General features: G+C 46.2%; 21 protein-coding genes, 8 tRNA genes and 1 rRNA gene. All 30 read right to left on the bottom strand.

Annotated features, from left to right (window positions below):
* Window positions 1–82 precede the first annotated feature (82 nt).
* Window positions 83–1,036, bottom strand: coding sequence for a sugar phosphate isomerase/epimerase family protein (locus M3629_RS24005; RefSeq protein WP_251510940.1), 954 nt, complete (start codon window positions 1,034–1,036; stop codon window positions 83–85).
* Window positions 1,037–1,091: 55 nt separating this feature from the next.
* A complete protein-coding gene (locus M3629_RS24000; RefSeq protein WP_251510939.1) occupies window positions 1,092–1,964 on the bottom strand; it encodes a carbohydrate ABC transporter permease in 873 nt (290 codons plus the stop codon).
* 73 nt (window positions 1,965–2,037) lie between these two features.
* Window positions 2,038–2,934 (bottom strand): ABC transporter permease, encoded by an 897-nt coding sequence (locus tag M3629_RS23995; RefSeq protein ID WP_251510938.1) that lies wholly within the window; start codon window positions 2,932–2,934, stop codon window positions 2,038–2,040.
* A 104-nt stretch (window positions 2,935–3,038) separates the two neighbouring features.
* Window positions 3,039–4,625 (bottom strand): extracellular solute-binding protein, encoded by a 1,587-nt coding sequence (locus tag M3629_RS23990; RefSeq protein ID WP_435368264.1) that lies wholly within the window; start codon window positions 4,623–4,625, stop codon window positions 3,039–3,041.
* 506 nt (window positions 4,626–5,131) lie between these two features.
* A complete protein-coding gene (locus M3629_RS23985) occupies window positions 5,132–7,393 on the bottom strand; it encodes a helix-turn-helix domain-containing protein (protein WP_251510936.1) in 2,262 nt (753 codons plus the stop codon).
* A gap of 267 nt (window positions 7,394–7,660) precedes the next feature.
* Entirely contained in the window at window positions 7,661–8,608 is a 948-nt protein-coding gene (locus M3629_RS23980; protein WP_090924777.1) for a ribose-phosphate diphosphokinase, read from the bottom strand.
* Window positions 8,609–8,697: 89 nt separating this feature from the next.
* Window positions 8,698–9,537: a histidinol-phosphatase HisJ gene (gene hisJ, locus M3629_RS23975; protein ID WP_251510935.1), complete on the bottom strand. Its 840-nt coding sequence runs from the start codon at window positions 9,535–9,537 to the stop codon at window positions 8,698–8,700.
* A 14-nt stretch (window positions 9,538–9,551) separates the two neighbouring features.
* On the bottom strand, window positions 9,552–10,298 hold the full coding sequence (gene hisIE, locus M3629_RS23970; protein ID WP_251510934.1) for a bifunctional phosphoribosyl-AMP cyclohydrolase/phosphoribosyl-ATP diphosphatase HisIE: 747 nt from the start codon (window positions 10,296–10,298) through the stop codon (window positions 9,552–9,554).
* A complete protein-coding gene (gene hisF, locus M3629_RS23965; RefSeq protein WP_251510932.1) occupies window positions 10,291–11,052 on the bottom strand; it encodes an imidazole glycerol phosphate synthase subunit HisF in 762 nt (253 codons plus the stop codon). Before hisF ends, hisIE begins: the two co-directional genes overlap by 8 nt.
* A 30-nt stretch (window positions 11,053–11,082) precedes the next feature.
* Window positions 11,083–11,817 (bottom strand): 1-(5-phosphoribosyl)-5-[(5-phosphoribosylamino)methylideneamino]imidazole-4-carboxamide isomerase, encoded by a 735-nt coding sequence (gene hisA / locus M3629_RS23960; RefSeq protein ID WP_154891573.1) that lies wholly within the window; start codon window positions 11,815–11,817, stop codon window positions 11,083–11,085.
* Between the two features lie 152 nt (window positions 11,818–11,969).
* The gene (gene hisH / locus M3629_RS23955; protein ID WP_251510931.1) at window positions 11,970–12,590 is read right to left on the bottom strand and encodes an imidazole glycerol phosphate synthase subunit HisH; all 621 of its coding nucleotides are present in this window, start codon (window positions 12,588–12,590) and stop codon (window positions 11,970–11,972) included.
* 3 nt (window positions 12,591–12,593) lie between these two features.
* Window positions 12,594–13,235 carry an imidazoleglycerol-phosphate dehydratase HisB gene (gene hisB, locus M3629_RS23950; RefSeq protein WP_251510930.1) on the bottom strand — a complete coding sequence of 214 codons (642 nt, stop codon included), beginning with the start codon at window positions 13,233–13,235 and terminating at the stop codon, window positions 12,594–12,596.
* On the bottom strand, window positions 13,228–14,532 hold the full coding sequence (hisD, locus tag M3629_RS23945) for a histidinol dehydrogenase (protein WP_251510929.1): 1,305 nt from the start codon (window positions 14,530–14,532) through the stop codon (window positions 13,228–13,230). The genes hisB and hisD overlap by 8 nt, the downstream gene beginning before the upstream one ends.
* A 63-nt stretch (window positions 14,533–14,595) precedes the next feature.
* A complete protein-coding gene (hisG, locus tag M3629_RS23940; protein WP_251510928.1) occupies window positions 14,596–15,255 on the bottom strand; it encodes an ATP phosphoribosyltransferase in 660 nt (219 codons plus the stop codon).
* 1 nt (window position 15,256) lies between these two features.
* A complete protein-coding gene (locus M3629_RS23935; RefSeq protein ID WP_251510927.1) occupies window positions 15,257–16,456 on the bottom strand; it encodes an ATP phosphoribosyltransferase regulatory subunit in 1,200 nt (399 codons plus the stop codon).
* Between the two features lie 580 nt (window positions 16,457–17,036).
* The gene (locus M3629_RS23930; protein ID WP_251510926.1) at window positions 17,037–17,579 is read right to left on the bottom strand and encodes an acyltransferase; all 543 of its coding nucleotides are present in this window, start codon (window positions 17,577–17,579) and stop codon (window positions 17,037–17,039) included.
* Window positions 17,576–18,232 carry a pyrophosphatase PpaX gene (gene ppaX / locus M3629_RS23925; protein WP_251510924.1) on the bottom strand — a complete coding sequence of 219 codons (657 nt, stop codon included), beginning with the start codon at window positions 18,230–18,232 and terminating at the stop codon, window positions 17,576–17,578. The genes M3629_RS23930 and ppaX overlap by 4 nt, the downstream gene beginning before the upstream one ends.
* A gap of 6 nt (window positions 18,233–18,238) precedes the next feature.
* A complete protein-coding gene (lgt, locus tag M3629_RS23920; protein ID WP_251510922.1) occupies window positions 18,239–19,273 on the bottom strand; it encodes a prolipoprotein diacylglyceryl transferase in 1,035 nt (344 codons plus the stop codon).
* 198 nt (window positions 19,274–19,471) lie between these two features.
* On the bottom strand, window positions 19,472–20,410 hold the full coding sequence (gene hprK, locus M3629_RS23915; protein WP_251510920.1) for an HPr(Ser) kinase/phosphatase: 939 nt from the start codon (window positions 20,408–20,410) through the stop codon (window positions 19,472–19,474).
* Between the two features lie 470 nt (window positions 20,411–20,880).
* Complete coding sequence (locus tag M3629_RS23910; protein ID WP_251510919.1) at window positions 20,881–22,005, bottom strand: ABC transporter ATP-binding protein; 1,125 nt, start codon at window positions 22,003–22,005, stop codon at window positions 20,881–20,883.
* A gap of 103 nt (window positions 22,006–22,108) precedes the next feature.
* Window positions 22,109–23,347: a PucR family transcriptional regulator gene (locus tag M3629_RS23905; RefSeq protein WP_251510917.1), complete on the bottom strand. Its 1,239-nt coding sequence runs from the start codon at window positions 23,345–23,347 to the stop codon at window positions 22,109–22,111.
* A gap of 108 nt (window positions 23,348–23,455) precedes the next feature.
* Window positions 23,456–23,528: transfer RNA gene (locus M3629_RS23900), tRNA-Lys, on the bottom strand.
* A 7-nt stretch (window positions 23,529–23,535) separates the two neighbouring features.
* Window positions 23,536–23,621 (bottom strand) — tRNA-Tyr (locus M3629_RS23895).
* Between the two features lie 12 nt (window positions 23,622–23,633).
* Window positions 23,634–23,706: transfer RNA gene (locus M3629_RS23890), tRNA-Phe, on the bottom strand.
* 20 nt (window positions 23,707–23,726) lie between these two features.
* Window positions 23,727–23,804, bottom strand: a tRNA-Asp gene (locus tag M3629_RS23885).
* Between the two features lie 9 nt (window positions 23,805–23,813).
* Window positions 23,814–23,889: transfer RNA gene (locus tag M3629_RS23880), tRNA-Thr, on the bottom strand.
* Between the two features lie 5 nt (window positions 23,890–23,894).
* Window positions 23,895–23,970 (bottom strand) — tRNA-Val (locus tag M3629_RS23875).
* A 9-nt stretch (window positions 23,971–23,979) separates the two neighbouring features.
* Window positions 23,980–24,056, bottom strand: a tRNA-Met gene (locus tag M3629_RS23870).
* Between the two features lie 43 nt (window positions 24,057–24,099).
* A tRNA-Ser gene (locus tag M3629_RS23865) sits at window positions 24,100–24,191 on the bottom strand.
* Window positions 24,192–24,272: 81 nt separating this feature from the next.
* A 23S ribosomal RNA gene (locus M3629_RS23860) occupies window positions 24,273–24,454 on the bottom strand; the annotation flags it as partial.

Raw genomic sequence — 24,454 nt, 5'->3', positions numbered from 1 at the left:
AATCTAGTCCTATTCAAAAGATAAGATCAGCAGGCTGTGCGCTCTAACAGCCCAAGCCAACCGATCTTATCATCTTGTCTATCTATGCTTCTAAACTCTCAAGTTTCTGCATTAGCAGATCATGACTTTCGTGAATCGCTTCCGGTTCACAGGCTGACTTCAGTTCATATACCTTCACCTGCGCTTTACGGATCATGGGGAGATATGCATCATAGAAGTGCATATCCTTACTATGAACGTATGGACACCAGTGATCGGATAATCCCAGTGTTTCATGGATATGAACCCCTACGATGTCATCCATGAGCCCCTCCATCTCACCGACACTGTCGTACAGTCCCAATCGATCCATCATAATCGCATGACCTGTATCGTACCAGATGCCTACCGGGGCTCCTTTAAGAGCCTGGATGATCGTCTTCGCTTCGGCAAGTGTAGGAATTTGTTGCGGTCTGGAGCGAGTCTCGATCCCAAAACGGACATTCAGTCCTTTGGACACCGCCCGGTTACAAACCTCATCCAGACTGATGATAATTTTCTCAATATAACCTGCACTCAGAGCTTCGCGCCGTTCCATTAGCTCTGCCCATTTGCTGCGATATTGCGGCGAATCCGTCCCTTCCTCGCGGTACAGCTTCTCCAGATCCTTGCTGATATCATGTGGGAAAGGTACCTCACCTGGATGCACAACGACAGCTTCCCCTCCATAACGATGAGCATATTCAGCCGATCCAACTAGCAGATCAATGGCCCGCTTGCGCTTGACTTCATCTTCAAAGCCGAGCAGCACAGAATCGGTTCCGTAATCAGGATCGGGATTATGGGGAAATGTGTTGTGTACACTAGACACCCCAATCTCTCCGCGCTCAATCATCGGCTCGATTGTAGTCAGCATTTCCTTCGTTACGTTATAGTTAAGCTCCACCCGGCGAAAGCCGAGTCCTGCAATTTCCCGAATCATGTCTTCTCCTACAGGATGTCTCCTGATATTCCAGCATGTCGAGAATGAGTATTCTCCCTTGTCAATTCCCTGCATAATACATTCCTTCTCCTTCCCCGGTTGTGATGTTTGCGTGAATGGGGACTACCAATTAACCTTTAACCGCTCCTTGCATTGCGCCACTAACAAAATACTTTTGCAACCAAGGATATACAAGCAGGATCGGTACTGTTGCAAAAACAACCGTAGCAGCTTTGAGACTTTCTGGTGTTAATCTTGTACGGTTCGCACCCTCCAGCAATGTAAGCTCACTTACCATGTTGTTTTGTACCATCTGATAAAGCTTCAGTTGCAATGGATATAGTTTCGGATCGTTAATGTACATCAGGGAATCCTGGAAGCCATTCCAGCGTCCAACCGCATAAAAAAGAGATAGTGTAGCAAGCACAGGCAGAGACAGTGGCAAAATAATTTTAAAGAGTGTGTGCACATGAGAGCTTCCATCGATCTCGGCAGACTCTTCTAGGCTGTCCGGTATTCCGCGGAAGAAAGAAATCAGGATAATCAGGTTAAATGGACTCACCAATCCAGGTAAAATCAATGCCCATACCGAGTTCAGCAAATGAAGATCACGAATCAACAAATACTCGGGAATAATCCCGCCGCTGAAGAACATCGTAATGATAATGATGTACATAAACAGCTTGCGGCCTTTCAACTTTTTCTTTGTTAATGGATATGCTGCAGCAATGGTGAACAACATACAGAGTAACGTCGTTGCAACTGTAAGGAGTGTAGTAAATCCTAGTGAATATATCATGGAACTATCTGAAAATACTTGACCATATGCATCCCAGGTGAACTCTTTCGGGAAGATCGTTACTTCACCTGATGTAATGGCCCGGTTCGAACTCATGGATATGGCAATGGTATGCAGAAACGGAGCAAGACAGAATATGACAAACAAAGTAATAAAGGTGACATTAACAATATCGAAAATACGATTCGAGGTGCGGTCACTCATCTGCGCACAACTCCTTTACTAATGGTCTATATACAACAAGCCGAAGGGCATACATCTTATTGCTTTTGTGAGTTTAAAGAATACCTTCTCCCGTCGTTTTCTTCGAGATATAGTTGGAACCGAGGACAAAGATCAGTCCAACAACCGCCTGGAATAAGCCTACAACCGTTGCAAGTGTATACTGCCCGGATTGTATACCCATTCTATATACGAAGGTACTAAGTACATCGGAATATTCACGAACAGCCGTATTACCAATAACGAAAGGCCGGTCAAAACCGATGCTGACCATATTTCCAAGATTAAGGATAAGCAAGGTTACAATCGTTGGTTTAATGCTTGGCAGTGTAATATGCCAAATTCTCTTCAGCCGCGTTGCGCCATCGATCTCAGCTGCTTCGAACAATTCCTTGTTCACACCGGTTAATGCAGCCAGATATAGAATGGTTCCCCACCCAGCGCTTTGCCACACACCTGTAAACAAGTAGGTAACAAGCCATGGATTTTTTTCTGTCAAAAATGGGATAGAATTCAGGCCTAGACTCTCCAGTATTCCGTTTACCATACCGGATTGATTACCGAACAACTGGTATACAATCCCCCCGATGATAACCCAAGAGATAAAGTGAGGAATGTACAGAATGGTCTGTGAAACTTTCTTAAACCATTTGAATCGCACCTCATAGAGCATAATCGCCAGAATAATTGGAGCAGGGAATGAAACGATCAGATCAAGAAAATTCAGCATAAATGTGTTGCGTAATGTAGTGTAGAAATCCGGCATTGCGAATACCTCACGAAAAGCATCGAAGCCGATCCACTCACTACCGTTAATCCCTTGGAACAAGTTAAAGTCTTTAAACGCGATCTGCACACCATACATCGGTCCATAACGGAAAATGATAAAGTAAATAAGGGGCAATGAAATTAACGCATACAGCTGCCAGTATCTCTTCAAGTATGTGGTCATGTCTCTCTCTCCTCCTCACAAACGAAGAAACGCTATGCCGCCGCCTAAAGCGACGGCACAGGCCTCATCGAAACCCTTCGATTCACATATAGTTCATGTCGATCTTATTGTTCAGCAGCTTCCAACTCTTTTTTCAGCTCTGTTCCACCCAGGGACATGTAATCAGCCATTTCTTTTTCAAAGACTGAGTCGAAATCGGCTGGTTTTGCCATAGCTGTTTTTACGATAATAACGTCCAATTTGTCTGTCAGTGCGGTGCTGTACTTCATCTCTGCCTGAATTGGCTTACTGAAGACAATTGGTCCAACAGTATCTGTGTTTGCAACTTCAAGCGCCTTTTTCAAAACTTCCTGATTGGCTGGTGGGAAACCCATAATCCATGCTTTTTCATTCATGGCTTGATCACCCAGGTTTTTACCGTTCGAGATGATAGCTGTATCACCTGCGTTAAACAAACGGTCTTTTGCTTCTTGAGTAGCGTCTGCTTTAGTAACTGGAATGCCGTCTACCAGATCATAGTTCTCGCCTTCCACACCATCATAGATGTCAGTCAGGTTTTTGCCGGATGCCATCCAATCCAGATATTTAATGGCTTCTGCCGCACGTTCGCTGCTCTTAGGAATCATGATGTACATACCATTGGATCCATAACGGGACTTGATATGTTTTCCGTCAGCGTTCGAATTGGTGTACACATCAGCCGGAATCAGGTTGCTGTCCGGTTTGTTTGTTTTCAACAGGTCATAAGAAGCTTCTGGCCAGAAGATCGAGTCTACGTCTTCCGAGAAGAAACCAACATTACCGTTAGAAACGTCTTTTCCGAGCTGCGTTTTGTCTTTATCCAAACTGAAATCTTTACTGATCAGGCCTTCGTTGTAAAGCTTATTCAGGAACTGCATAGATTCTTTGAATCCTTCATGCAGAGGTAATTCATAACGTTGAGAATATGTTTTATCCCCAGCGATTGGCTTGATGAAAGAATAGATCAGTGGTTCATAGGAAGCTGGTGCAAGAGCAAAACCCATAGGAATGTTTTGGCTTCCCATCTGGCCAGGATCTTTTTCTTTGAATGCTTTCAAGGTGTTATACAACTCATCAGTTGTTTTAGGTGTTGGCATTCCCAGCTTATCTAACCAATCTTGACGAATGAAGGAACTGTATCTAGCAGTAATCGCACGTTTACCCGGAATCGCGAACTGCTGTCCTTCCACCTGACCGAACTTTAATGTATCTTCGCCCAAAAACTTTTTCAGATTCGGTCCATACTGATTAATCAGATCACCTACATCTGTCAAACCGCCTTGTTGTGCATAGCGGTAAAACACGCTGGAGTCATAAACGAAGACAATATCCGGAACGTCCGAAGCACTAGCCATCAGGACATTCAGCTTGGTTACTTCCTCAGAACGTTGAACAGGTACGAATTGTACGTCAATGTTGTTCGGATCACCAAAGTTCTTTTGAATCATTTGAGAGATAAAGTTGTTTGAGATCGTGTACTGGGAAGGCGTTTTACCACGGTCGAAAAGCTCCACCTTTAATGTGACGCGTTTTCCATCACCAGCTGCTCCGCCTTCTGCTGATTTGTTGTCTGAAGATCCGCACCCCGCAAGTAGTGAGACACCCATTACTGCTGTAAGTGCCAAACCCATCAACTTCTTTAGACTCCCTTTTCTTGTCATTCTGTTCATCCCCTTTGGCTTTACGTGAATGTTTTAAAGCTTGCCCTGAGTATTCCATACTATTGTGATCCCAGACAACTGACTAAATTCGGGTACATCAATAAAAGAGTTTCGGTTTGCATCATATGCTTATTTTCGCATACCGCCAAAATGCCCGAAAACCCAATGGTATCAGGCTTAAACAGTGCTTCTCCCCTCTTCATGTGTTAGGTACGGATAAACCATTTTCCCACACTGACTAAATTCGTAAATAACATACCGATGTAACGGTGGAACATCTTCTTACATGACGATGAAAGAATCATGTATATTTCAAAAACTTTCAAGCGCTTTCATTTTTAGATTGTTAAATACACAAAATAAGGTGAACCATTGCATGTGATATCTCCATACATTTTGGAGACTCATTGCAATAATTCACCCTAATTTAAGAAATCAACACTCTCATCATGTGCGATAAACTGACACAATCATTGGGTTCATCATTCATAAAATTTTGCCTATTCTGACCGAACTCACTCATCTGCTACCTTCGGATCTTTCTTCATTCGACGATAATCTCCGGGAGTAATTCCAGTAACCCGTTTGAACACACGTCCAAGTGTGATCCCGTTCGCATAACCGACCTTCAAAGCGATATCTTGCAAGGAATTATCGGTATCCAGCAACAACTTCTCTGTTTCTTTCATCCTAAGGTCGGTCACGAAGTCAACAAACTTCATGTTGAATTCGGTCTTAAACAGATAGCTGGCATGCTTTCCGGAAATCTGAAAACGGTCACTCAGATGTTTAAGCGACAGATCGGGATTGGTGAACTGCTCCTCGATATACTTTTTCATTTCATTAACCATCGCTTTGTAGCTCTTCGTTTCCGTAACAGCAACGTATGTCCGGAACAAATCGGTAAGACTATCGAATAACAGCACCTTAACATCATCCAGCGACTCTGCTTCTTCCATCGCTTTCAGCCAATTGTTGATGTTTTCTTCAGATAGTTCTTTCTGTAACCCTTCCGACATCATAGAGACTTCACGGCTGAGCATTTGGAGCATCGCCTGAATCAGGGAACGGATCTCATCATCTGGCAGTTTATTTCGCTCAAATTCCTTAAAGATATCCTCCAATTGCTCTCTCCACTGTCCACTCGACATCCTGAACCGTTTGACAAAGTCTGCAATCATCTGTAGATATGTGTAGGTCTCCAGCAATGGATGCTGCATCTCGCTTGCTTCCGCCTCACCCACATCGCCATTCATCAGCAGCTTACGCTGCATCACCGCTTCAGCGGCTGTAAACGATTGATGGATCGCCCCAATTCCTTCAGCAACAGGTCCAATGCCAAAGCTGAGGGAGATTCGGAGGTTCTGCTCTACCCAGGATTTACATTCCTCAGCAACCAATCGGATCTGTTTGGCTAAATCCTGTCCTTGCTGCGTTTCTTCCTTCGAAAAGAAAAGAATAGCAATCCGGTCTGCACTGATCCATTCTGTCCAGCATTGGACTTTCGTATCCCGAGACAGCTCCTGTAGTACATTCATCAGGGCAAACTTAAGTGTGTTTTGTTCACCTCTGGTGAACTTCTCCTGAAACCCCTTCTCATAGCGGTTAATATCCCCAACGACCACTATAAAACGGGAACCTTCATGGGCTCCATCAAATGGAGAAACCTCGTAAAGTTGCCCAGCTGCATCATCCACGTGCTCACCTTGAAGCAAAGCGCTGAACAGCTTACTCCGCTGCATAAGCACATTTTCACGGCTCTTTTTATCATAATCCATCATATGATTGATCAGATTTTCAAGTACACCGTCAATCATCTTCATCTCGTCCATACGAGCACCGGATTGTTCAAATGCCTTGATCTGTTGAGACTCAATCCGATTCATGATGATTTGAATTGGCTTGTAGTTCCGCCGGGTCACATACACGATATAGATAATTGCACAAATTACCGTCAGTATGGCAATGAAAACCCAAACATACGATACAACAGAAACCCAGCCAAACAAATTACCCGCTTTGATACCGCTAGTAATTTTCCAGCCCAATCGTTGCAAAGGTAGTTCATTTAACTTGGTACCTTCGAGTGCACTCTCCTTATCGGAATGCGCATTATAGATAACCCTGCCCTCCTGGTCGGTTATCGTCAGGAAAGAGAGCTTTCCGTTAACCATCCCGTCCACGCTCTGCTTGATGCTACTCATCTTGATATTAATGACCAATGCACCTTCTGAACCAAAAGGCAGTGGCATTTCTTTGTTGACGGTCAACACTTGTACTGGTGTCTTCTGCACATCGTCCCATTCAATCTCCCGAACAGGCTGCCACCCTTGCCCCATGGTCCCTTTTGAAATCTCACTGATCCATTCTTTATCTCCGAAGCTCTCCACTTCTCTTGAACCGCTCACCGTTATCACGCGTTGGTTTTGCTTATCATAGAGGTATATGGATTGAATCCATGAAGAAGAGTTCATCATCTCACGTAAATTTTGTGCAATGGCATATACTGTATCTGAATTATTTGGATTATTTTCATTAAAATAAAGCCTATACGCTGGCTCATATTGCACTTTCTCCGTTACAGCCAGTTCAATGTCCCGAATTGTATGGTCCAGCGTAGTCGCAAGATAACTGGAAGATATTTGATCGGCCTTCCGGGTTTCTTCTTTGGAAATATCATTAATAAAGACAAATGCACTAAAAATGATTATGGTCATCGTAAAGAAAAATATAGGGAAATATGAAAAGAGTAATCGATAATACCACGTGCGCGACAATAGACCCCACTCCTCACTCCACGATGCCAATGTCCTCAGCCGTGGTTCTACTGTTTAGTATCCGTAACAAAACCGTTCCAGATCCATCTATAATAAAACGCTATCATTTCTTAATATTTATAGTTATTATATCACAAGCGACCAAACAGCAAAGCACGGAATTGAATCGGTGGGGTTAAAACAAAAATGCCGTGCTGAGCGGATACTCAGACACGGACCATGAAACGAGATAGGGCTGTGATGTACACATTTGTCTCATTTTAAAAATTAAATACCAGAATCCTTAAACAGTGTGGCCATAGATCCGCCATCAACAATGATGCGAATAGCTCGTGAAAGCATTGGCGCGACGGGTAATACTTTAAAACAATCTGGGTGATCCTCCGGCAATGCAATGGAGTCTGTTACCACAACTTCCGTAATCGATGGATGATTTAATTTGCTTACTGCTCCATCCGAGAACAAGCCATGAGTTGCGCAAACATAAGCATTCTCTGCACCGCGTTCTTTTAATCCTTCAACAACATTCACAATCGTCGTACCTGTATCGATCAGATCCTCGATAATGATCGGCGTTCGTCCCTCGACATCACCGATGACATGTGTGATAATCGATTCGTTATGACTTGGACGTTTCTTGATCATGATGGCAAAGGGTGAATCCAAACGATTCGCGAGCTTCTCCGCCATGGATGCTCGTCCTGCATCAGGAGAAACCACAACCGGGTTTTTGATCTCTTTGCTGAGCAGGTATTCGCTGATTAAGTCCAGTGATGTCATGTGATCGACCGGAATGTTGAAGAAGCCCTGAATTGCAGCTGCATGCAGGTCAATCGTAACCACCCGGCTTGCTCCCGCTGTCGTTAATACATCTGCAACCATTTTGGCAGAGATGGGTTCACGTGGAGCGGACTTGCGCTCCTGACGAGCATAGCCATAATACGGAACGATAATATTTACCGTGCGTGCCGAAGCTCGTTTTGCCGCATCAATCATAACAAGCAATTCCACAAACAGTTCATTGATCGGATGAGACAAAGACTGTATCAAGAACACATCACAATTGCGGATCGTTTCTTCGTAATGAACGTATATTTCTCCGCTCTTGAACCGGGACAGTTTAATCTTACCCAGTTGTACTCCCAGCTTGTCGCATACCTGCTCTGCAAGCTTAGGGTTAGATGAACCGGAAAAAATACGTAACGAATGCTGCATAATGCCCTCCCGCGGGTTATCCCCGATCATAATTCCTTGTATAGTTAAGTTGGAGAATCCAACTCGTATAAAAGGTTATTTTACCCTTATTATACTCCACTGCTGTCTACATTTAAAGGAATGAACGAGCGCTGGCGGCCTTCAAACACAGCCACTTGCTTACAGCCGAGCTCATTTAGAAGTGCCTCTGCCTCAAGCAAATGATCGCCTAGCTTCAACGGGTCATGTGCATCCGATCCCATCGTCATAGGAATACCCAATCGAATCGCTTCGGTTAGCATTCTTCGGCTTGGGAACATCTCTGCACAAGGTTTGGACAGACCTGAAGCATTCAGCTCCATAGCGCAGCCGCTCTTCGCAATAGCTTGCAAGGCCGCATTCTCCAGTGCAATGCGTTCCTCATTTTGCTCAGGAGATGGTACATAACCAAAACGTTTGATCACATCCGAATGTCCAATGATATCATACAACCCTGTAGCGGCTGCTTTGCTTACAGCATCATAATACTGGCGATATACTTCAAGGACATCCTTGCCTTCCCAGTGGTGGGTCTGCCGAAAATCTGTAATATCCCACTCACCAAGGAAATGCACAGAGCCAATTACATAATCCCATGGATAACGTTCAATGATTGAACGAATCTCCGATTCCCAACCTTCGATATAATCCCCTTCAAGACCAACACGGACATCAATCTGCCCGCGGTAACGTTCCTTCAAGATGAAACATTCCTCTACATATCGTGGCAATTCATCCATAGGCATGGCCATCTCTGGATAGTATTCAGCCGGATCTACGTGCAGGAGCGGCATATGATCAGACAACCCAATCTGGGACAGACCGATGGCGATCCCGCGTTGCACGTATTCTTCCAACTTGCCAACAGCATGTCCGCAGCGTTCATGGTGGGTGTGATAGTCTATACGCATTCAGCGTTCGCCTCCTAATCGCGGCGCGGCCGTTCGTGACGGCGACTCAATTCGGACATGATGTCATCCAGCGGTAGCTTGCGCTCTTGGAGCAATACGAGCAAGTGATACATCAGGTCACTGACTTCAAGACGAAGTTCGTCATTGTCTTTATTTTTCGCGGCAATAATCGTCTCGGAGGCTTCCTCACCGATTTTTTTCAAGATTTTATCGACACCTTTATCGAAGAGATACGTGGTATACGCACCTTCTGGGCGTTCGCGCTCACGTTCAGCAATGACGGATTCCAGTTCAGCAAGAACATCAAAGCGGCTTTCCGCATTAGATGAAGAGGTTGTGCTGGAGTTTATAGTGCTTCCCGCTTCGTCTTTGTTGTCTTGTTCCGTTTCACTTGCGGACAACCCGATAATTTCATTATGGAAACAGGTCACTGCACCTGTATGACAAGCCGGCCCCTTCGGCTTCACCTCAACTAACAGCGTGTCGCCGTCGCAGTCATATTTTAAAGAAACGATCTTCTGTATATTACCTGAAGTTGCTCCTTTATTCCACAACTCCTGACGTGAACGTGACCAGAACCAAGTTTCCCCTGATTCGAGTGATAATTTGAGGGATTCACGGTTCATATAAGCCATCATTAACACTTCACGGGTATCCACATCCTGCACAATGGCAGGGACCAATCCTTCATCCCAGCGTATATGCTCCACAACCTGCTCCAAGGAGAGTTGCTCCTTGATTTCATCGCTTACTTTAGTCACGGATTTCCACCCCTTGCTCTCGTAATTGTTGTTTTAAAGCCGGTACGGCAATCTCTTTATAGTGAAAAATGGTTGCAGCCAGACCTGCGTCCGCTTTGCCTGTTGTGAATACATCATAGAAGTGTGATTCCTTGCCTGCACCGCCTGATGCAATAACAGGAATGCTCACCGATTCCGAAACGGCAGCAGTCAGCTTCAGATCAAAACCGTCCTTTGTGCCATCTGCATCCATACTGGTTAACAGGATTTCGCCTGCACCCAGTTCCTCGGCTTGTCTCACCCACTCCAATGCTTTAATGCCAGATGGCTTCCGTCCGCCGTGGGTGTACACTTCCCACTCGCCCCACGCCTCGTTATACTTGGCATCAATTGCAACCACGATACATTGCGAGCCAAAGCGGCGTGCGCCATCCGCAATAATCTGTGGATTAAGTACTGCCGCTGTATTTACCGCAATTTTGTCCGCACCTGCACGCAAAATACGCTTCATGTCCTCCACTTTGGAGATCCCGCCGCCTACCGTAAATGGAATGGCAATTTCGCCTGCTGTCTGTCTTACGACTTCCTCCATCGTTTCACGGCCCTCCACCGATGCGGAGATATCGAGAAATACGAGCTCGTCCGCGCCTTCGCGGTCGTACAGTGCCGCTAGCTCTACCGGATCACCCGCATCGCGGAGATTGACGAAGTTCACGCCTTTAACGACCCGGCCGTCCTTCACGTCCAGACAGGGAATGATTCTTTTTGCCAGCATACTGTTTCTTCCTCTCTACCCGGTTATCCGTTACTTGTTAACCAAACGCACCGCTTCAGCCAGATCAATACTTCCCGTATACAAGGCTTTACCTACAATGGCTCCGCCAACACCGTCATCTGCATGACGACTCAAACGAAGCAAATCATCCATCACACTGACACCGCCAGAAGCAATAACTGTACGTCCGCTTGCTTTGGCAAGAGACACAATTGCCTCAACATTAGGCCCCTGCATCATACCGTCACGGGAGATGTCCGTAAAGATAAACGTTTCCGCTCCATAAGCAGCGAGCTCCTTCGCTAGCACTTCAGCCTGTACTTCGGAGGTTTCTAGCCAGCCACGAGTGGCAACATATCCGCCCCGCGCATCGATACCGATCGCTACTTTATCCCCGTAACGTCCCAGTACTTCTTCCGTAAAAGCACGATCCTCAATCGCCGCTGTCCCGATAATCAATCGGCTAACACCCAGTCCCAATAAACGCTCAACGTCAGTGACTGTACGAAGCCCGCCGCCAACCTGCACAGGTACATTCACAGCAGATGCGATGCGTCCAATCAGCTCATCATTAACCGGGTGTCCGGCCTTTGCCCCATCCAGATCCACCAGATGAACATATGTACCGCCTTGCTTCTCCCAGTTAAGGGCAACCTGAACCGGGTCATCGTTGTACACGGTTTCCTGATTATAATCTCCCTGCACCAGTCTTACACATTTGCCGTCCCGGATATCGATTGCCGGGTATAAGATAAAAGATGACATACAAGGCCTCCTGAGTGTAGATTCGATTGAATATCGATTAAACTTTCATGTAACTTCAAGTTGCGTATATTTAAAACTAATTTCGTTTTAGGTGAAATAACAATACACACAACTTACTATAAACATTGATGAGAATTAGGCTTATATGGATGTTATACTGATGAGCCCGTCAAAGACAGGAAATTGCCCAGCAATTTCATGCCGAGTTCACCGCTCTTCTCGGGATGGAACTGCATGCCAAAATTCGATCCTCTACCTACAATCGCTGTAACGGGATGTCCGTAATCCGTAACGGCGAGCAGATCGCCCTTGTTCTCCGTAAGTGCATGATAAGAGTGGACGAAATAGACATGCCCTGCATCCAGACCCGCGAAGAGCGGATTTTCAGGATGTAGAAATTCCAAACGGTTCCATCCCATATGGGGAACCTTCAGCTCACTTGGGGCGAAGCGCACTACTTTTCCCGGTAAAATGTCCAGTCCTTCATGCTCGCCATGCTCCGCACTGGAACTGAATAGTAGCTGCATGCCCAGACAGATGCCAAGGAGCGGTTTTGTTCCAGCAGCAGCTTCTTTAACGACCACATCCAGACCCGTCTCCCGCAAATGTACCATCGCGTCACCAAAAGCACCAACCCCCGGCAGAATAACACCATCCGCACCAAGAATAGCCTCTCGCTCACCCGTGACCAGCGCCTCATAGCCAAGACGTTCGACCGCTTTGCCGACGCTGTGCAGGTTCCCCATACCGTAATCGACAATTGCAATCGCCATCGGCTACAGCACTCCCTTCGTGGAAGGTACTCCGGTTACTCGTGGGTCAATCATCGTTGCTTCATCCAGCGCGCGTCCGAGAGCTTTGAAGACTGCTTCAATCATGTGGTGTGTGTTCTGACCGTAGTGCACAATGACATGTAGCGTAATCCGTGCTTCGAGCGCTAATTTCCACAGAAATTCATGTACCAGCTCTATAGAAAAGCTACCTACTTGTTGTGACGGGTATTCAGCCCGGTATTCAAAGTGCGGACGGTTACTTACATCAATGATAACCTGAGCAAGCGCTTCGTCCATCGGTACAAACACGCTGGCATAACGCTTAATACCACGTTTGTCGCCCAGCGCCTGGTAAAGCGTCTGTCCCAGGCAAATCCCGATGTCTTCAACCGTATGGTGATCGTCAATGTCGATATCTCCGCGAGCCTGTACGTTTAAGTCAAATTGTCCATGTTTTGTGAACAGATCGAGCATATGGTTCAGAAACGGTACATCCGTTTCAATATTCGATTGTCCTGTGCCATCTACGTTGAATGAAAGTTGGATATTCGTTTCGTTCGTTTTGCGGTCGACCTCTGCTTGGCGAACTGCACCTTTATTTTGAAGCTCTACATCCTGTTCTACACTCTTATTCTGATTATCCATTGTCCGATTCCGCCTTTCCTTCCTGTTCTAAGCGTACAGCGATTGCACGAGCATGTCCTTCAAGTCCCTCATGACGGGCTAATTCGATAATAGCCGCTCCATTTTGCAAGAGTGCTTCTTTACTATAATAAATCAAACTCGATTTTTTGATAAAATCATCCACATCGACCGGTGAACTGAATCGGGCCGTTCCATTCGTTGGAATAATATGATTCGGTCCGGCGAAATAATCACCTACTGGCTCGGAGCTGTAGGGCCCGAGGAAAATCGCACCGGCATTCTCGACCCGGCCAGCGTAAGCCATCGGCTCTTGCACCATGATCTCCAGATGCTCCGGTGCAAGCCGGTTCACGACATCGATTCCCTCATCGATGGAATCGACCACAATAATCGCGCCATGCTGCTCCACGGAAGCAGAAGCAATATCGCGCCGCGGCAGCACATCCAGCTGCCGCTGCACCTCTGTCTGCACAGCTGCCGCCAGCGAGGCCGAATTCGTGACGAGAATGGCCGATGCCATCTCGTCGTGCTCCGCCTGGGACAACAGGTCCGCGGCGACATACACCGGGTTCGCCGTATCATCGGCGAGTACCACAATCTCGCTTGGTCCGGCGATACTGTCGATATCGACCGCCCCATATACCTCGCGCTTCGCGAGCGCCACGTAGATATTACCGGGTCCACAGATCTTGTCGACCGGAGCAATGCTATCCGTGCCGTAAGCGAGGGCAGCGATTGCCTGCGCGCCACCAACCCGGTACATCTCGTTCACGCCCGCTTCCGCGGCAGCCACGAGAATGTACGGGTCAATGCCCTCACCGCCGTTCGTCGCCGGCGGTGTGACAAGCACAATCTCCGGCACGCCTGCCACTTGTGCCGGAATGACATTCATCAGCACCGACGATGGATACGCTGCTTTCCCCCCAGGAACATACACGCCGACTCTCTTAAGCGACCGAATAACCTGGCCGAGCAGACTGCCATCCGGCTGCCAGTCCATCCACGAATTGCGTTTCTGCTTCTCATGAAACGCACGAATATTGACGGCGGCTTGGCGAATCGCCGTCACAAAAGATGGCTCCACGGCGGCATACGCTGCCTGGAGCTCCTCTTGCGGCACGCGCAGCTGCGCAGCCGTCAGCGTCGTGCGATCCAGCTGCTCCGTGTAACGCAGCAGGGCCGCATCACCTTCCCGGCGAATATCTGCGACAATTCGCCGTACCGCTTCATTTTGCTCCGGTGTACCATACTCCACTTCCCGTTTCAGATCAAAGTCCCGTGCTGATACAATCTTCATCCGTACAACCTCCTCACGTATCTACTTCTCTTGTCTATAGTCAACAGACCCCGTATCTGCTTGCTATCTTCCTGCACTTCCCGCAGAAACCTCATTCCCACTTGGAATGACCGATTGAAGTGCGTCACACAGCGCCTGAATACGCGCATTTTTCATCCGGTAGCTCACCCGATTCGCAATCAGACGACTCGTGATATTCAAAATTTCTGTCATTTCCACAAGTCCGTTCTCACGTAACGTCTGCCCGGTCTCCACTAGATCGACAATCCGATCAGCCAGTCCGATTAGAGGCGCAAGCTCAATTGATCCGTTCAGCTTAATAACCTCAACCTGTTGTCCTTGCTCACGGAAGTACTGGGAAGCGATTCGTGGATATTTGGTTGCAACTCGCTGCTGGATACCTGCCTTCCAGTCCGGTAGCCCGATAACCGACATACGGCACTGGGCAATGCCTAGATTCAGCAGTTCATACACATCACGATCCTCTTCAAGCAACACGTCTTTCCCGACAATGCCAATATCGGCAACACCATACTCCACGTACGTTGGCACATCCACAGGTTTAGCCATAATAAATTCCATACCCGCTTCTGGTACCTCGATCACAAGTTTGCGTGTATCGTCCACGTCCTCCGGAATGTCTAGCCCTGCCTCACGGAACAATTTGGAGGCCTTTTTATAGATGCGGCCTTTAGGCATGGCCACCTTCAGAATATCCGACATCTCAGTTCCCTCCCTTTTTCGATCCATAGATAATGACCTGCTCAACCTGGTCCGCAGTCGTTTCACTTGTTACAGATGTCGTCTCTGCCTTTTCATTAGCAAGAAGAGATGTAACTACATTGTGACCCAAACTGCGTAATCTCGCTGCTTCGGTCAATGCTTCAGCACGGCGATCTGGGCTATATTCAATACGTACCGGTTTCGTCTCTTCAATAGTAATGCCATGAACACCATCGATAATCCGGTTGGTTTTCAACGCAAATCCTGTAGCCGGAAGAGCTCGCCCGAACTGCTGCAACAGATTGTCATATCGTCCTCCGCTGCACACAGGTGATCCCAGCTCTGCCGCATACCCTTCGAATGTCATGCCTGTGTAATAGGAGAAATCTCCGATCATCGTCAGATCAATCAGCACATGCTCGGAGACACCATAGGCCTCCAATACTTCAAACACTGCATACAGATGTGCAATGGATTGTGCCGCTTCAGCACTTGAGCTAAGTTCGCTCGCATGTGTACAGATTTCTTTCCCGCCACGCAGACGTAAAATCGCTTCAAGTTGCTGTTTTTGTTTGGGTTCCAGTTGCAATGCTTCAATGGACTGACGGTAGCCCACATAATCGCGCCCTAAGAGCCCTTCCTTCAACTGTTCCTGCTCAGCTGTCTGACCCGGAATCACTTCTTCCAGCAGTCCATTCAGAAAACCCATATGACCCATTGCTATTTTAAAAGAAGACACTCCTGCTGCCTGCAATGAGGCAATCGCTAATGCAACTACTTCCGCATCCGCCTCAGGGGAATCGTCTCCTACAAGTTCAACACCTGTTTGAAAAAATTCAGCCTCACGTCCAGCTTCCTCTTCGATGGAACGAAATACGTTCGCATGATAGGACAGACGTAGCGGCAAAGCCTCATCTTTGAGCATTGATGATACTACGCGCGCAATCGGTGCTGTCAGATCAGAACGCAGAACCAGTGTTGTACCCCGGCTGTTCAGCAATTTAAATAATTTGCGATCCGAAGTAGAACTAGCCACCCCTACGGTGTCGTAATACTCAATCGTTGGCGTTATAATCTGACGATAACCCCAGCGCTCCATGCACTCCAGTACGTTTCGTTCAATTTTACGTAGCTTGGACACCACATGCGGTGTATAGTCACGGAAACCTGTTGGTTTTTCAAAGCCTTTTGGTTTGGACATGGAAAATGATTCACCCCGAGTCATGGATTTGGATTGTTATATAAAATTTCACTATAATATCTTCACGTCTACTTCAATTCAATGACAAAATCTTTGTCGTCATTTGTATCGTTCAAGTACTTTATCTCAATAGGATTTATGTATAACAAGTCCCCATCCTATGTTAGTTACCCATTTACAGCAAAGCCACATGTTCTTAGCTTAACGAAGGCTTTACCTCTTACAATAATAACCCGTTTCCAACTATAAAATGTTTATCACTTTCATTCCAATCACTTTCGTATGGTAAAGTGCTAACAAACTAAAGGATATGGGATATGATAACATGGATGCTGCTGAATCGTCAACAAACTTCAACCGTGAAGGCTCTTGCCGAGATACCTTGGTATAGGTAAGCCTGCCCTGTCATCTGTTATGATTCCCACCGTTTGCTTCAATTCAAGTTTTGTATACGAAAAAAGCTGCTCCTCAGCAGCTCTTTCTCCATGAACTAGTTCATGCATTCGTTCAAAAATCAGTTCAATTATCGGTCATGTACCACTTCATACACGCTTATCCTTGCAAACCATAATCCCCGCGTTTAATGCAGTTTTCGCTGAGAAGGTTCCTCCGTTTTAAATGCCGTTTCTTCCGGCGAGTCTGCCGGGCGAGACAAATCACGTAAGGGGTTACCTCCAACAAAGGCTCCTGGAGCGACATTTTTATGAACCACGGCCCCGGCGGCAACTACAGCCCCATCTCCAATCGTTACCCCAGGCAGAATGGTTGTATTCGCTCCAATTAACACGTTATCTCCGATAATGACATCGCCAAGTCTGTACTCCTTAATGAGATACTCGTGAGCCAGAATCGTCGTGTTGTAACCAATCACTGAGTTTTCGCCAATCGTTATTTTTTCCGGAAAAAATACATCCACCATTACCATCAGGCCAAAAGCTGTATGCTCCCCCACCTTCATACCAAGCATGCGTCGATATATCCAGTTCTTAAGTGGCAGTACAGGACAGTACCGTGAAAACTGAATCCAGATAAAATTACGTACGCCCTTCCATGGACTCACTGTCTTGTAGATATGCCAAAGTGCATTTTGACTTTCTACCGGATAGCGGGTTACCTTTCTCATGAACGTCCCGTTCCCGTAAGAACCATATCCAGCAAGTCCCTCATATCATGCAAAATATAATCTGGCTTATACTCGCTAAGGACCTGCTCCCCTTTAAGCGACCAAGCTACACCAGCGGAGAGAGCACCTGCATTTTGCGCCGATTGAATATCAACAGGACTGTCCCCAATCATCAGTGTGTGAGCTGGGTTCGATCCCAGTTCCGCCATGGCTTTTTGCACGGGTTCCGCATGAGGTTTGGGATGAGTTACATCCTGCACAGTCACAATGGACTTCATATATTTAAGCAAATCGAAACGTTCTAGCACCTTTAATGTAGAAGGGCGGATTTTGGTCGTCACCACACCCATCGTAATCCCTGCCTGGTCCAAAGCCTCAACCACCTCGATCACATGTGGAAAAGGTTTGACCATCGCCTCATGGTGGATATCATTATAGGCACGATAACCTTTGACGTACTCCGATACCTCCTCCTGACCTGAAAAGGTTCGCATCTGTTGCTCCAATGTGCCTCCCATATGCGGGATAATCTGTTCCCTTGTCCACGGCGTAGCATGATCCCAGCCTCCCATAACATGCAGGAATGAGTTGATAATTAGCTCATTGGTATCAATAATCGTTCCATCCAGATCAAACAGTACCGTGTTAATCACGTTGCATTACTCCTTTTTATCTTCAACTTGCTTCGGATCATCTTGATCCTCAATGGGTGCCGTTGTTACCTTGTCCTCTTCTACAGCTACTGTTTCCGAATGTCCAATATCATCTGCAGCCACTTTCGATGAGACAATCGGATCACTATAGTGCGCGCTTGCTTTCCCTGTCACTCTTCTCACCACAATAAACACAACAGCTACAATAATAATGCCAATCGCAAGCAGTTGTGAAATTCGTACATTACCGTACGCTGGATCTAAATAACCTTGTTCGAAGCCGAGTGCAGTCATTGGAGACCATAATCCGTTCACCAATGAAGCAATCCAATCCGGAGCTTGGAAACCGAGACTGTCTGTACGCACAGCTTCAATAAAGAACCGTCCGATGGAATACCAGATGAAATAGGACATGAACAGCTCGCCTGCACGCATAAACTTCTGACGGCGAAGCACCAACAGCAGGATTAGCCCTGCAAAACTCCATACGGATTCATACAAAAAGGCCGGATGATGGAATACACCCTCCACGTTCATTTGATTCACAATAAAATCTGGCAAGTGTAACTTGTCTCTTAAAAATGATTCCTCTACAGGACCGCCATATGCCTCTTGGTTCACAAAGTTACCCCAGCGTCCAATCATTTGTCCAACAATTAGTCCAGGTGCACAGATGTCGGCCATACGCCAGAAGTTGTATCCTTTACGACGGAAGAAAATGACTGCACATATAATGGCACCAATCAATGCGCCGTAGATCGCAATACCGCCGTTCCATATTTTAAAAACGTCCCAGAGGTTGTCCTTATAATCTTCCCACTTAAACGCCACATAGTAGATTCGGGCTCCAATAATGGCAGAAGGCACGCCTAGCAAAACCATATCCATGAACACTTCTTGCGGAATATTAAATCGTTTGCCCTCCCGAATAACGAGCAATAGACCCAAAAGTGCAGCAGCACCCAAAATAAGGCCATACCAGTGAACCTTTAAAGCGCCAATAGAGAACGCAATCGGGTTCAACAGTAATAATGTATCCATTCATTCACACTCCTATCAATCAATTCACATCGGTAAGCATGACCGTTTGGAGCCCGCTATCAACCTTCCTCTTTGAAGGCGTGCAAGCTCCAGATGCCATGCTTCGTAAAAGCCGTTATGCTTTATATTTAAAGCCTGATGCCTTGTATTTCCTTATCCTGTTATTCCAGCTAATCGGTGAACTTTCCTTGGCCTGCCTTAGTCCATATCATCCATATCTTCCGAAATCGTTGCTGTCAGCTTGTTCGTGAATTGGAGTGCAGCATTAAGCCCCATCTGTTTCAAGCGATAGTTCATGCCCGCTACTTCAATAATTACAGCTAGATTCCGTCCAGGACGAACCGGAATGGTAACCAAAGGTACATCGGTATCAATAATACGCGTTGTTTCTTCATCCAATCCCAAGCGGTCATACTGTTTATCCTGCTGCCACGCTTCAAGACGTACAACCAAGGTAATCCGTTTATTATTACGAACAGCCCCTGCGCCAAACAAAGTCATAACGTTGATAATGCCGACACCCCGGATTTCAAGCAGGTGACGAATCAGTTCCGGTGCGGTACCGTGAAGTTGAAAGTCGGAGGTTTGGCGAATTTCAACGGCATCATCGGCAATCAGACGGTGACCGCGCTTTACGAGTTCAAGCGCAGTTTCACTTTTACCAATACCGCTGCTACCAGTGATTAGCATACCTACACCATACACGTCACACAATACACCGTGAATGGTGGCTGTCGGCGCCAACTTACCTTCCAGAAAACCAGTAATGCGGCTGGATAGAATCGTTGTCGCCATATTGCTGCGGAGCACAGCCAGATTCTGTTCCTCACTGATCTCGATCAGTTCCTGAGGAACTTCGAGTCCACGTGTAACCACAATACAAGGTGTTTCCTCTGTGCATAAACGCTGCATACGTTCACGACGCTCATGTTCAGGCAACATCGCAAAAAAGGCCAGCTCTGTTCTTCCCAGCAGTTGCACCCGCTCTTTTGGATGATATTCAAAGTAACCGGCCATCTCTAGGCCAGGACGGTTAAGATCATCTACTGTGATATATCGTTTCAAACCTTGTGACCCCGAAACGACTTCCATCTGAAATTGCTGCACCAATTCGGATACTTTCACTTTTTTCGCCATTTGTCTCTTCCTTTCAGCATTCGCTGTGCCTCTATGTACCCATTCGTGTATCGTTTCTTTCCATTATTAGCGTATTCACAACAACATTCATAACCAGGTCACTTCGCCTGTAAAATATCGCTCTTTAATACTCCAACATGCAACATTTTGAAGACAGACCTTCAAATAATCTTAAATGAATTTGGGATCGATTGCAATCGCAGACTCCCTCTGCTCTACCTGCGCTATACTAAGAAACTAGGAGCAGTTTACTCCTAAAGACTTACGTAGGTGAACAAAAAAGTAACGTCTTCTGGTGGAGAGACTTTCATCAATCGAGATTTACCGCCGGAACGTTTTATTCATCTTCATTCACTGCGGAAAAGTATTTTTGAAAAAAGCCCCTTCCAGCAATAACGGAAGGGGCTCAAGTTACATTATATAATTGCGTTACTGGGAGATTCCATCGTCACCGAGGATCCACAGTAGGATTAGTCTTGAAGAAGTACGTTAACTTCGGACTCTTTGTCAAAGATATGAACTTTGTTCATGTCAATGGCCATTTTAACTGTAGAACCATCACGAGTGTTGGAACGTCCGTCTACACGTGCGATTGTAGTGTCGTTACCTACACCGCTCAAGTAGAGGAGCATTTCGTGACCCAGGTTCTCTGTTACATCTACGTGAGTAGAGAATACAGAGTTCGGGGAAGCTTCCAGGAATACTGGCTCTTCGTGAATGTCTTCTGGACGTACACCCAGAATAACTTCTTTACCTACATATCCTCTGGATTTCAAAACTTGTGCTTTACCTTGCGGGATTTCAACATCCACACCAGGAGCTACGAAGTGAAGATTTCCACCTTGCTCAGCCAGTTTACCCGAGATAAAGTTCATAGTCGGGGAACCAATGAAACCAGCTACGAACAGGTTTGCTGGGTGGTTATAAAGCTCTTCTGGAGAAGCAGCTTGTTGGATGATACCATCCTTCATAACGACGATCCGGTCACCCATCGTCATGGCTTCGATCTGGTCATGCGTTACATAGATAACGGTTGTTTCCAAACGTTTAGCAAGCTTAGTGATTTCCGCACGCATCTGTCCACGGAGTTTCGCATCCAAGTTGGAAAGTGGCTCATCCATCAAGAAGACTTGTGGATCACGGACAATCGCACGTCCCAAAGCGACACGTTGACGTTGACCACCGGACAATGCTTTAGGCTTACGCTCAAGCAAGTGCTCGATGTCGAGAATTTTAGCTGCTTCACGTACACGTTTGTCGATCTCATCTTTTTTAACCTTACGCAATTTCAGACCAAATGCCATGTTCTGATATACGCTCATATGCGGATACAAGGCATAAGATTGGAATACCATCGCGATATCGCGGTCTTTAGGTGCAACATCATTAACGACACGGTCACCGATATAGAGTTTACCTTCAGAAATTTCCTCAAGGCCTGCGATCATACGCAGTGTTGTTGATTTACCACAACCGGACGGACCTACCAGTACCAGAAACTCTTTATCTTTAATGTCCAGGTTAATGTCAACTACAGTTGCTTTATCAGAACCCGGGTATTTTTTGAAAATATGCTCTAAACGTACTCCTGCCATGATTGTTGCCTCCTCAGAGATCATTTTGTAATCGAATACAATTTGTATTTTTATAATACCCTATTGCTTGGTTATCTGACTATTCGCAAACTGCACAAAAATATTAAGCCTTTTTCGTCACTTTGTACATTAGAAGTAAAAGTTGCACAATGATCGCACTTTTAAAGTGTCTTACATCATAACCAATCTCCTGTTTAATCTTATCCAGACGGTACACCAGCGTATTACGATGAATAAACAAACGCTTTGCTGTCTCGCTGACGTTACAGTCCAAATTAAAGAAGGTCTCCAATGTTGCCAATGTCTCGCTATCATTAAAGAGAGTTGTGTCCTTTCCCGTTTCCCGAATAAAACGTAGCCGCTGTTGCTCTGAAATACTGGCCACCAATTGCTCTAGTTGCAAATTCCAAGGAAGGTGGATATGTTGTGTGACATGAAAAGAGCGACCAATCTGCATACTTTCCTGAAGAAGGCATGTCACCTGAAGCAAAGCCTCCTTGGGAATACACGGTAGCGAAGCCGACAAGTGGAAAACACCCGCAAATTCACTGGCAACAAGCTCATATAGTCCCATACAAAAAGCATTGAGTGACTCTTTTCTCGCTTCCGCTGTATCTTCATCGGCTTCCCCAGTAACAATCTCTTCATCTCCCATGAAGAGCCATTCCTGCTCTCCGAGCGGAATTAGTGTAATTTCTTCGCCAAAATAACTTTCCAACAATTTATTCAAAACTTTAGAGTCAACACGCTGAGAATCCGGAGTCTCACCCTGTAACAGAAAAAGAACTTTCTCCTCCCGGAATCCTGCAATAGAGGTGAACGAATCAGGTAGTGCAACGAAATTTCCCGTATCGTAAGCTTTAATCTGCTCCTTAAGCCATGTCCCCAGCAAAAATAACTGTTTATCGGTATCGCTCGTGAGCAATGATACATCATCGCTTTGTTGACTGGAATCAAACTTATTAAGAATCAGCAACTCAATTAGACGGCGAGTCTCCATTGTAATAGACGCCGCATCGCATCTCCAGCACAGAATGGTTTTTTCCTGCTCGTTCATGCCAACTTTGAAAAAAATACGCTCACCGTGGTGTAAACTAACAACATCACTTGATATGACTGAACTTTCTAATGGCTCGTATTCATCCCTACCCGCTTTAATTAGATTATTTTGCGATTTATTTTCGTCTAAGCCAATCAAATGATCAATCGATTGTATCCACTCATGCATCGTAATTTCATACTCGTCCAATGTGGTGCCTATAATCACTTCAATCTGCTGTTTCAAATCAGGTATGAGCTTCATCTGATGAACTTCACCACTCTGCTTTATTTTTATCATCATTTTATCATATCTTGATGCTTGCCGCTTTGTATCCACTATTCTGCAATATATCTGTGTAAACAAAAAGAGTGATTGATCATAAAATGATCAATCACTCTTTTTTTAAGATGAGTCATGAAGGATTCGAACCTTCGACACCCTGATTAAAAGTCAGGTGCTCTACCAACTGAGCTAATGACTCATGAAACTGGTGGAGGATGATGGATTCGAACCACCGAACCCGTACGGGAGCAGATTTACAGTCTGATGCGTTTGGCCACTTCGCTAATCCTCCAAGGATTAAAGGTGGCTCGGGACGGAATCGAACCGCCGACACGAGGATTTTCAGTCCTCTGCTCTACCGACTGAGCTACCGAGCCATATTTATTTTTAGAATTAATGGCGGAACCGACGGGATTCGAACCCGCGATCTCCTGCGTGACAGGCAGGCATGTTAGGCCAACTACACCACGGTTCCAGGCATTAATGGTGCCGGCGAGAGGACTTGAACCCCCAACCTACTGATTACAAGTCAGTTGCTCTACCAGTTGAGCTACACCGGCATATATGGTGGAGGCTGAGGGGATCGAACCCCCGACCCTCTGCTTGTAAGGCAGATGCTCTCCCAGCTGAGCTAAGCCTCCTGGGTAATATGGTAGCGGCGGAGGGGATCGAACCCCCGACCTTACGGGTATGAACCGTACGCTCTAGCCAGCTGAGCTACACCGCCATATTATAAATGTTTCGATTGCTTGTCCATCCTTAGGTAAAGATGGCGGAGAGAGAGGGATTCGAACCCTCGCACCGATTACTCAGCCTAACCCCTTAGCAGAGGGTCCCCTTATAGCCACTTGGGTATCTCTCCAAAGACAATCTCAACGTTGTACAAGGATTGCTCCTTGAAAACTAGATTCGAAACGAAACGCACGCGATTTAAAACTTGCTATTGGATAAGCCCTCGACCGATTAGTACTGGTCAGCTCCATGCATTACTGCACTTACACCCCCAGCCTATCTACCTCGTCGTCTTCAAGGGGTCTTACATACTGGGAAATCTCATCTTGAGGGGGGCTTCACGCTTAGATGCTTTCAGCGCTTATCCCGTCCGTACATAGCTACCCAGCGGTG

The sequence above is a fragment of the Paenibacillus polysaccharolyticus genome, assembly GCF_023714295.1.
In the GTDB taxonomy this organism is placed as follows: Bacteria; Bacillota; Bacilli; order Paenibacillales; family Paenibacillaceae; genus Paenibacillus; species Paenibacillus polysaccharolyticus_A.
This window is presented reverse-complemented; position numbering and strand designations above follow the sequence as displayed.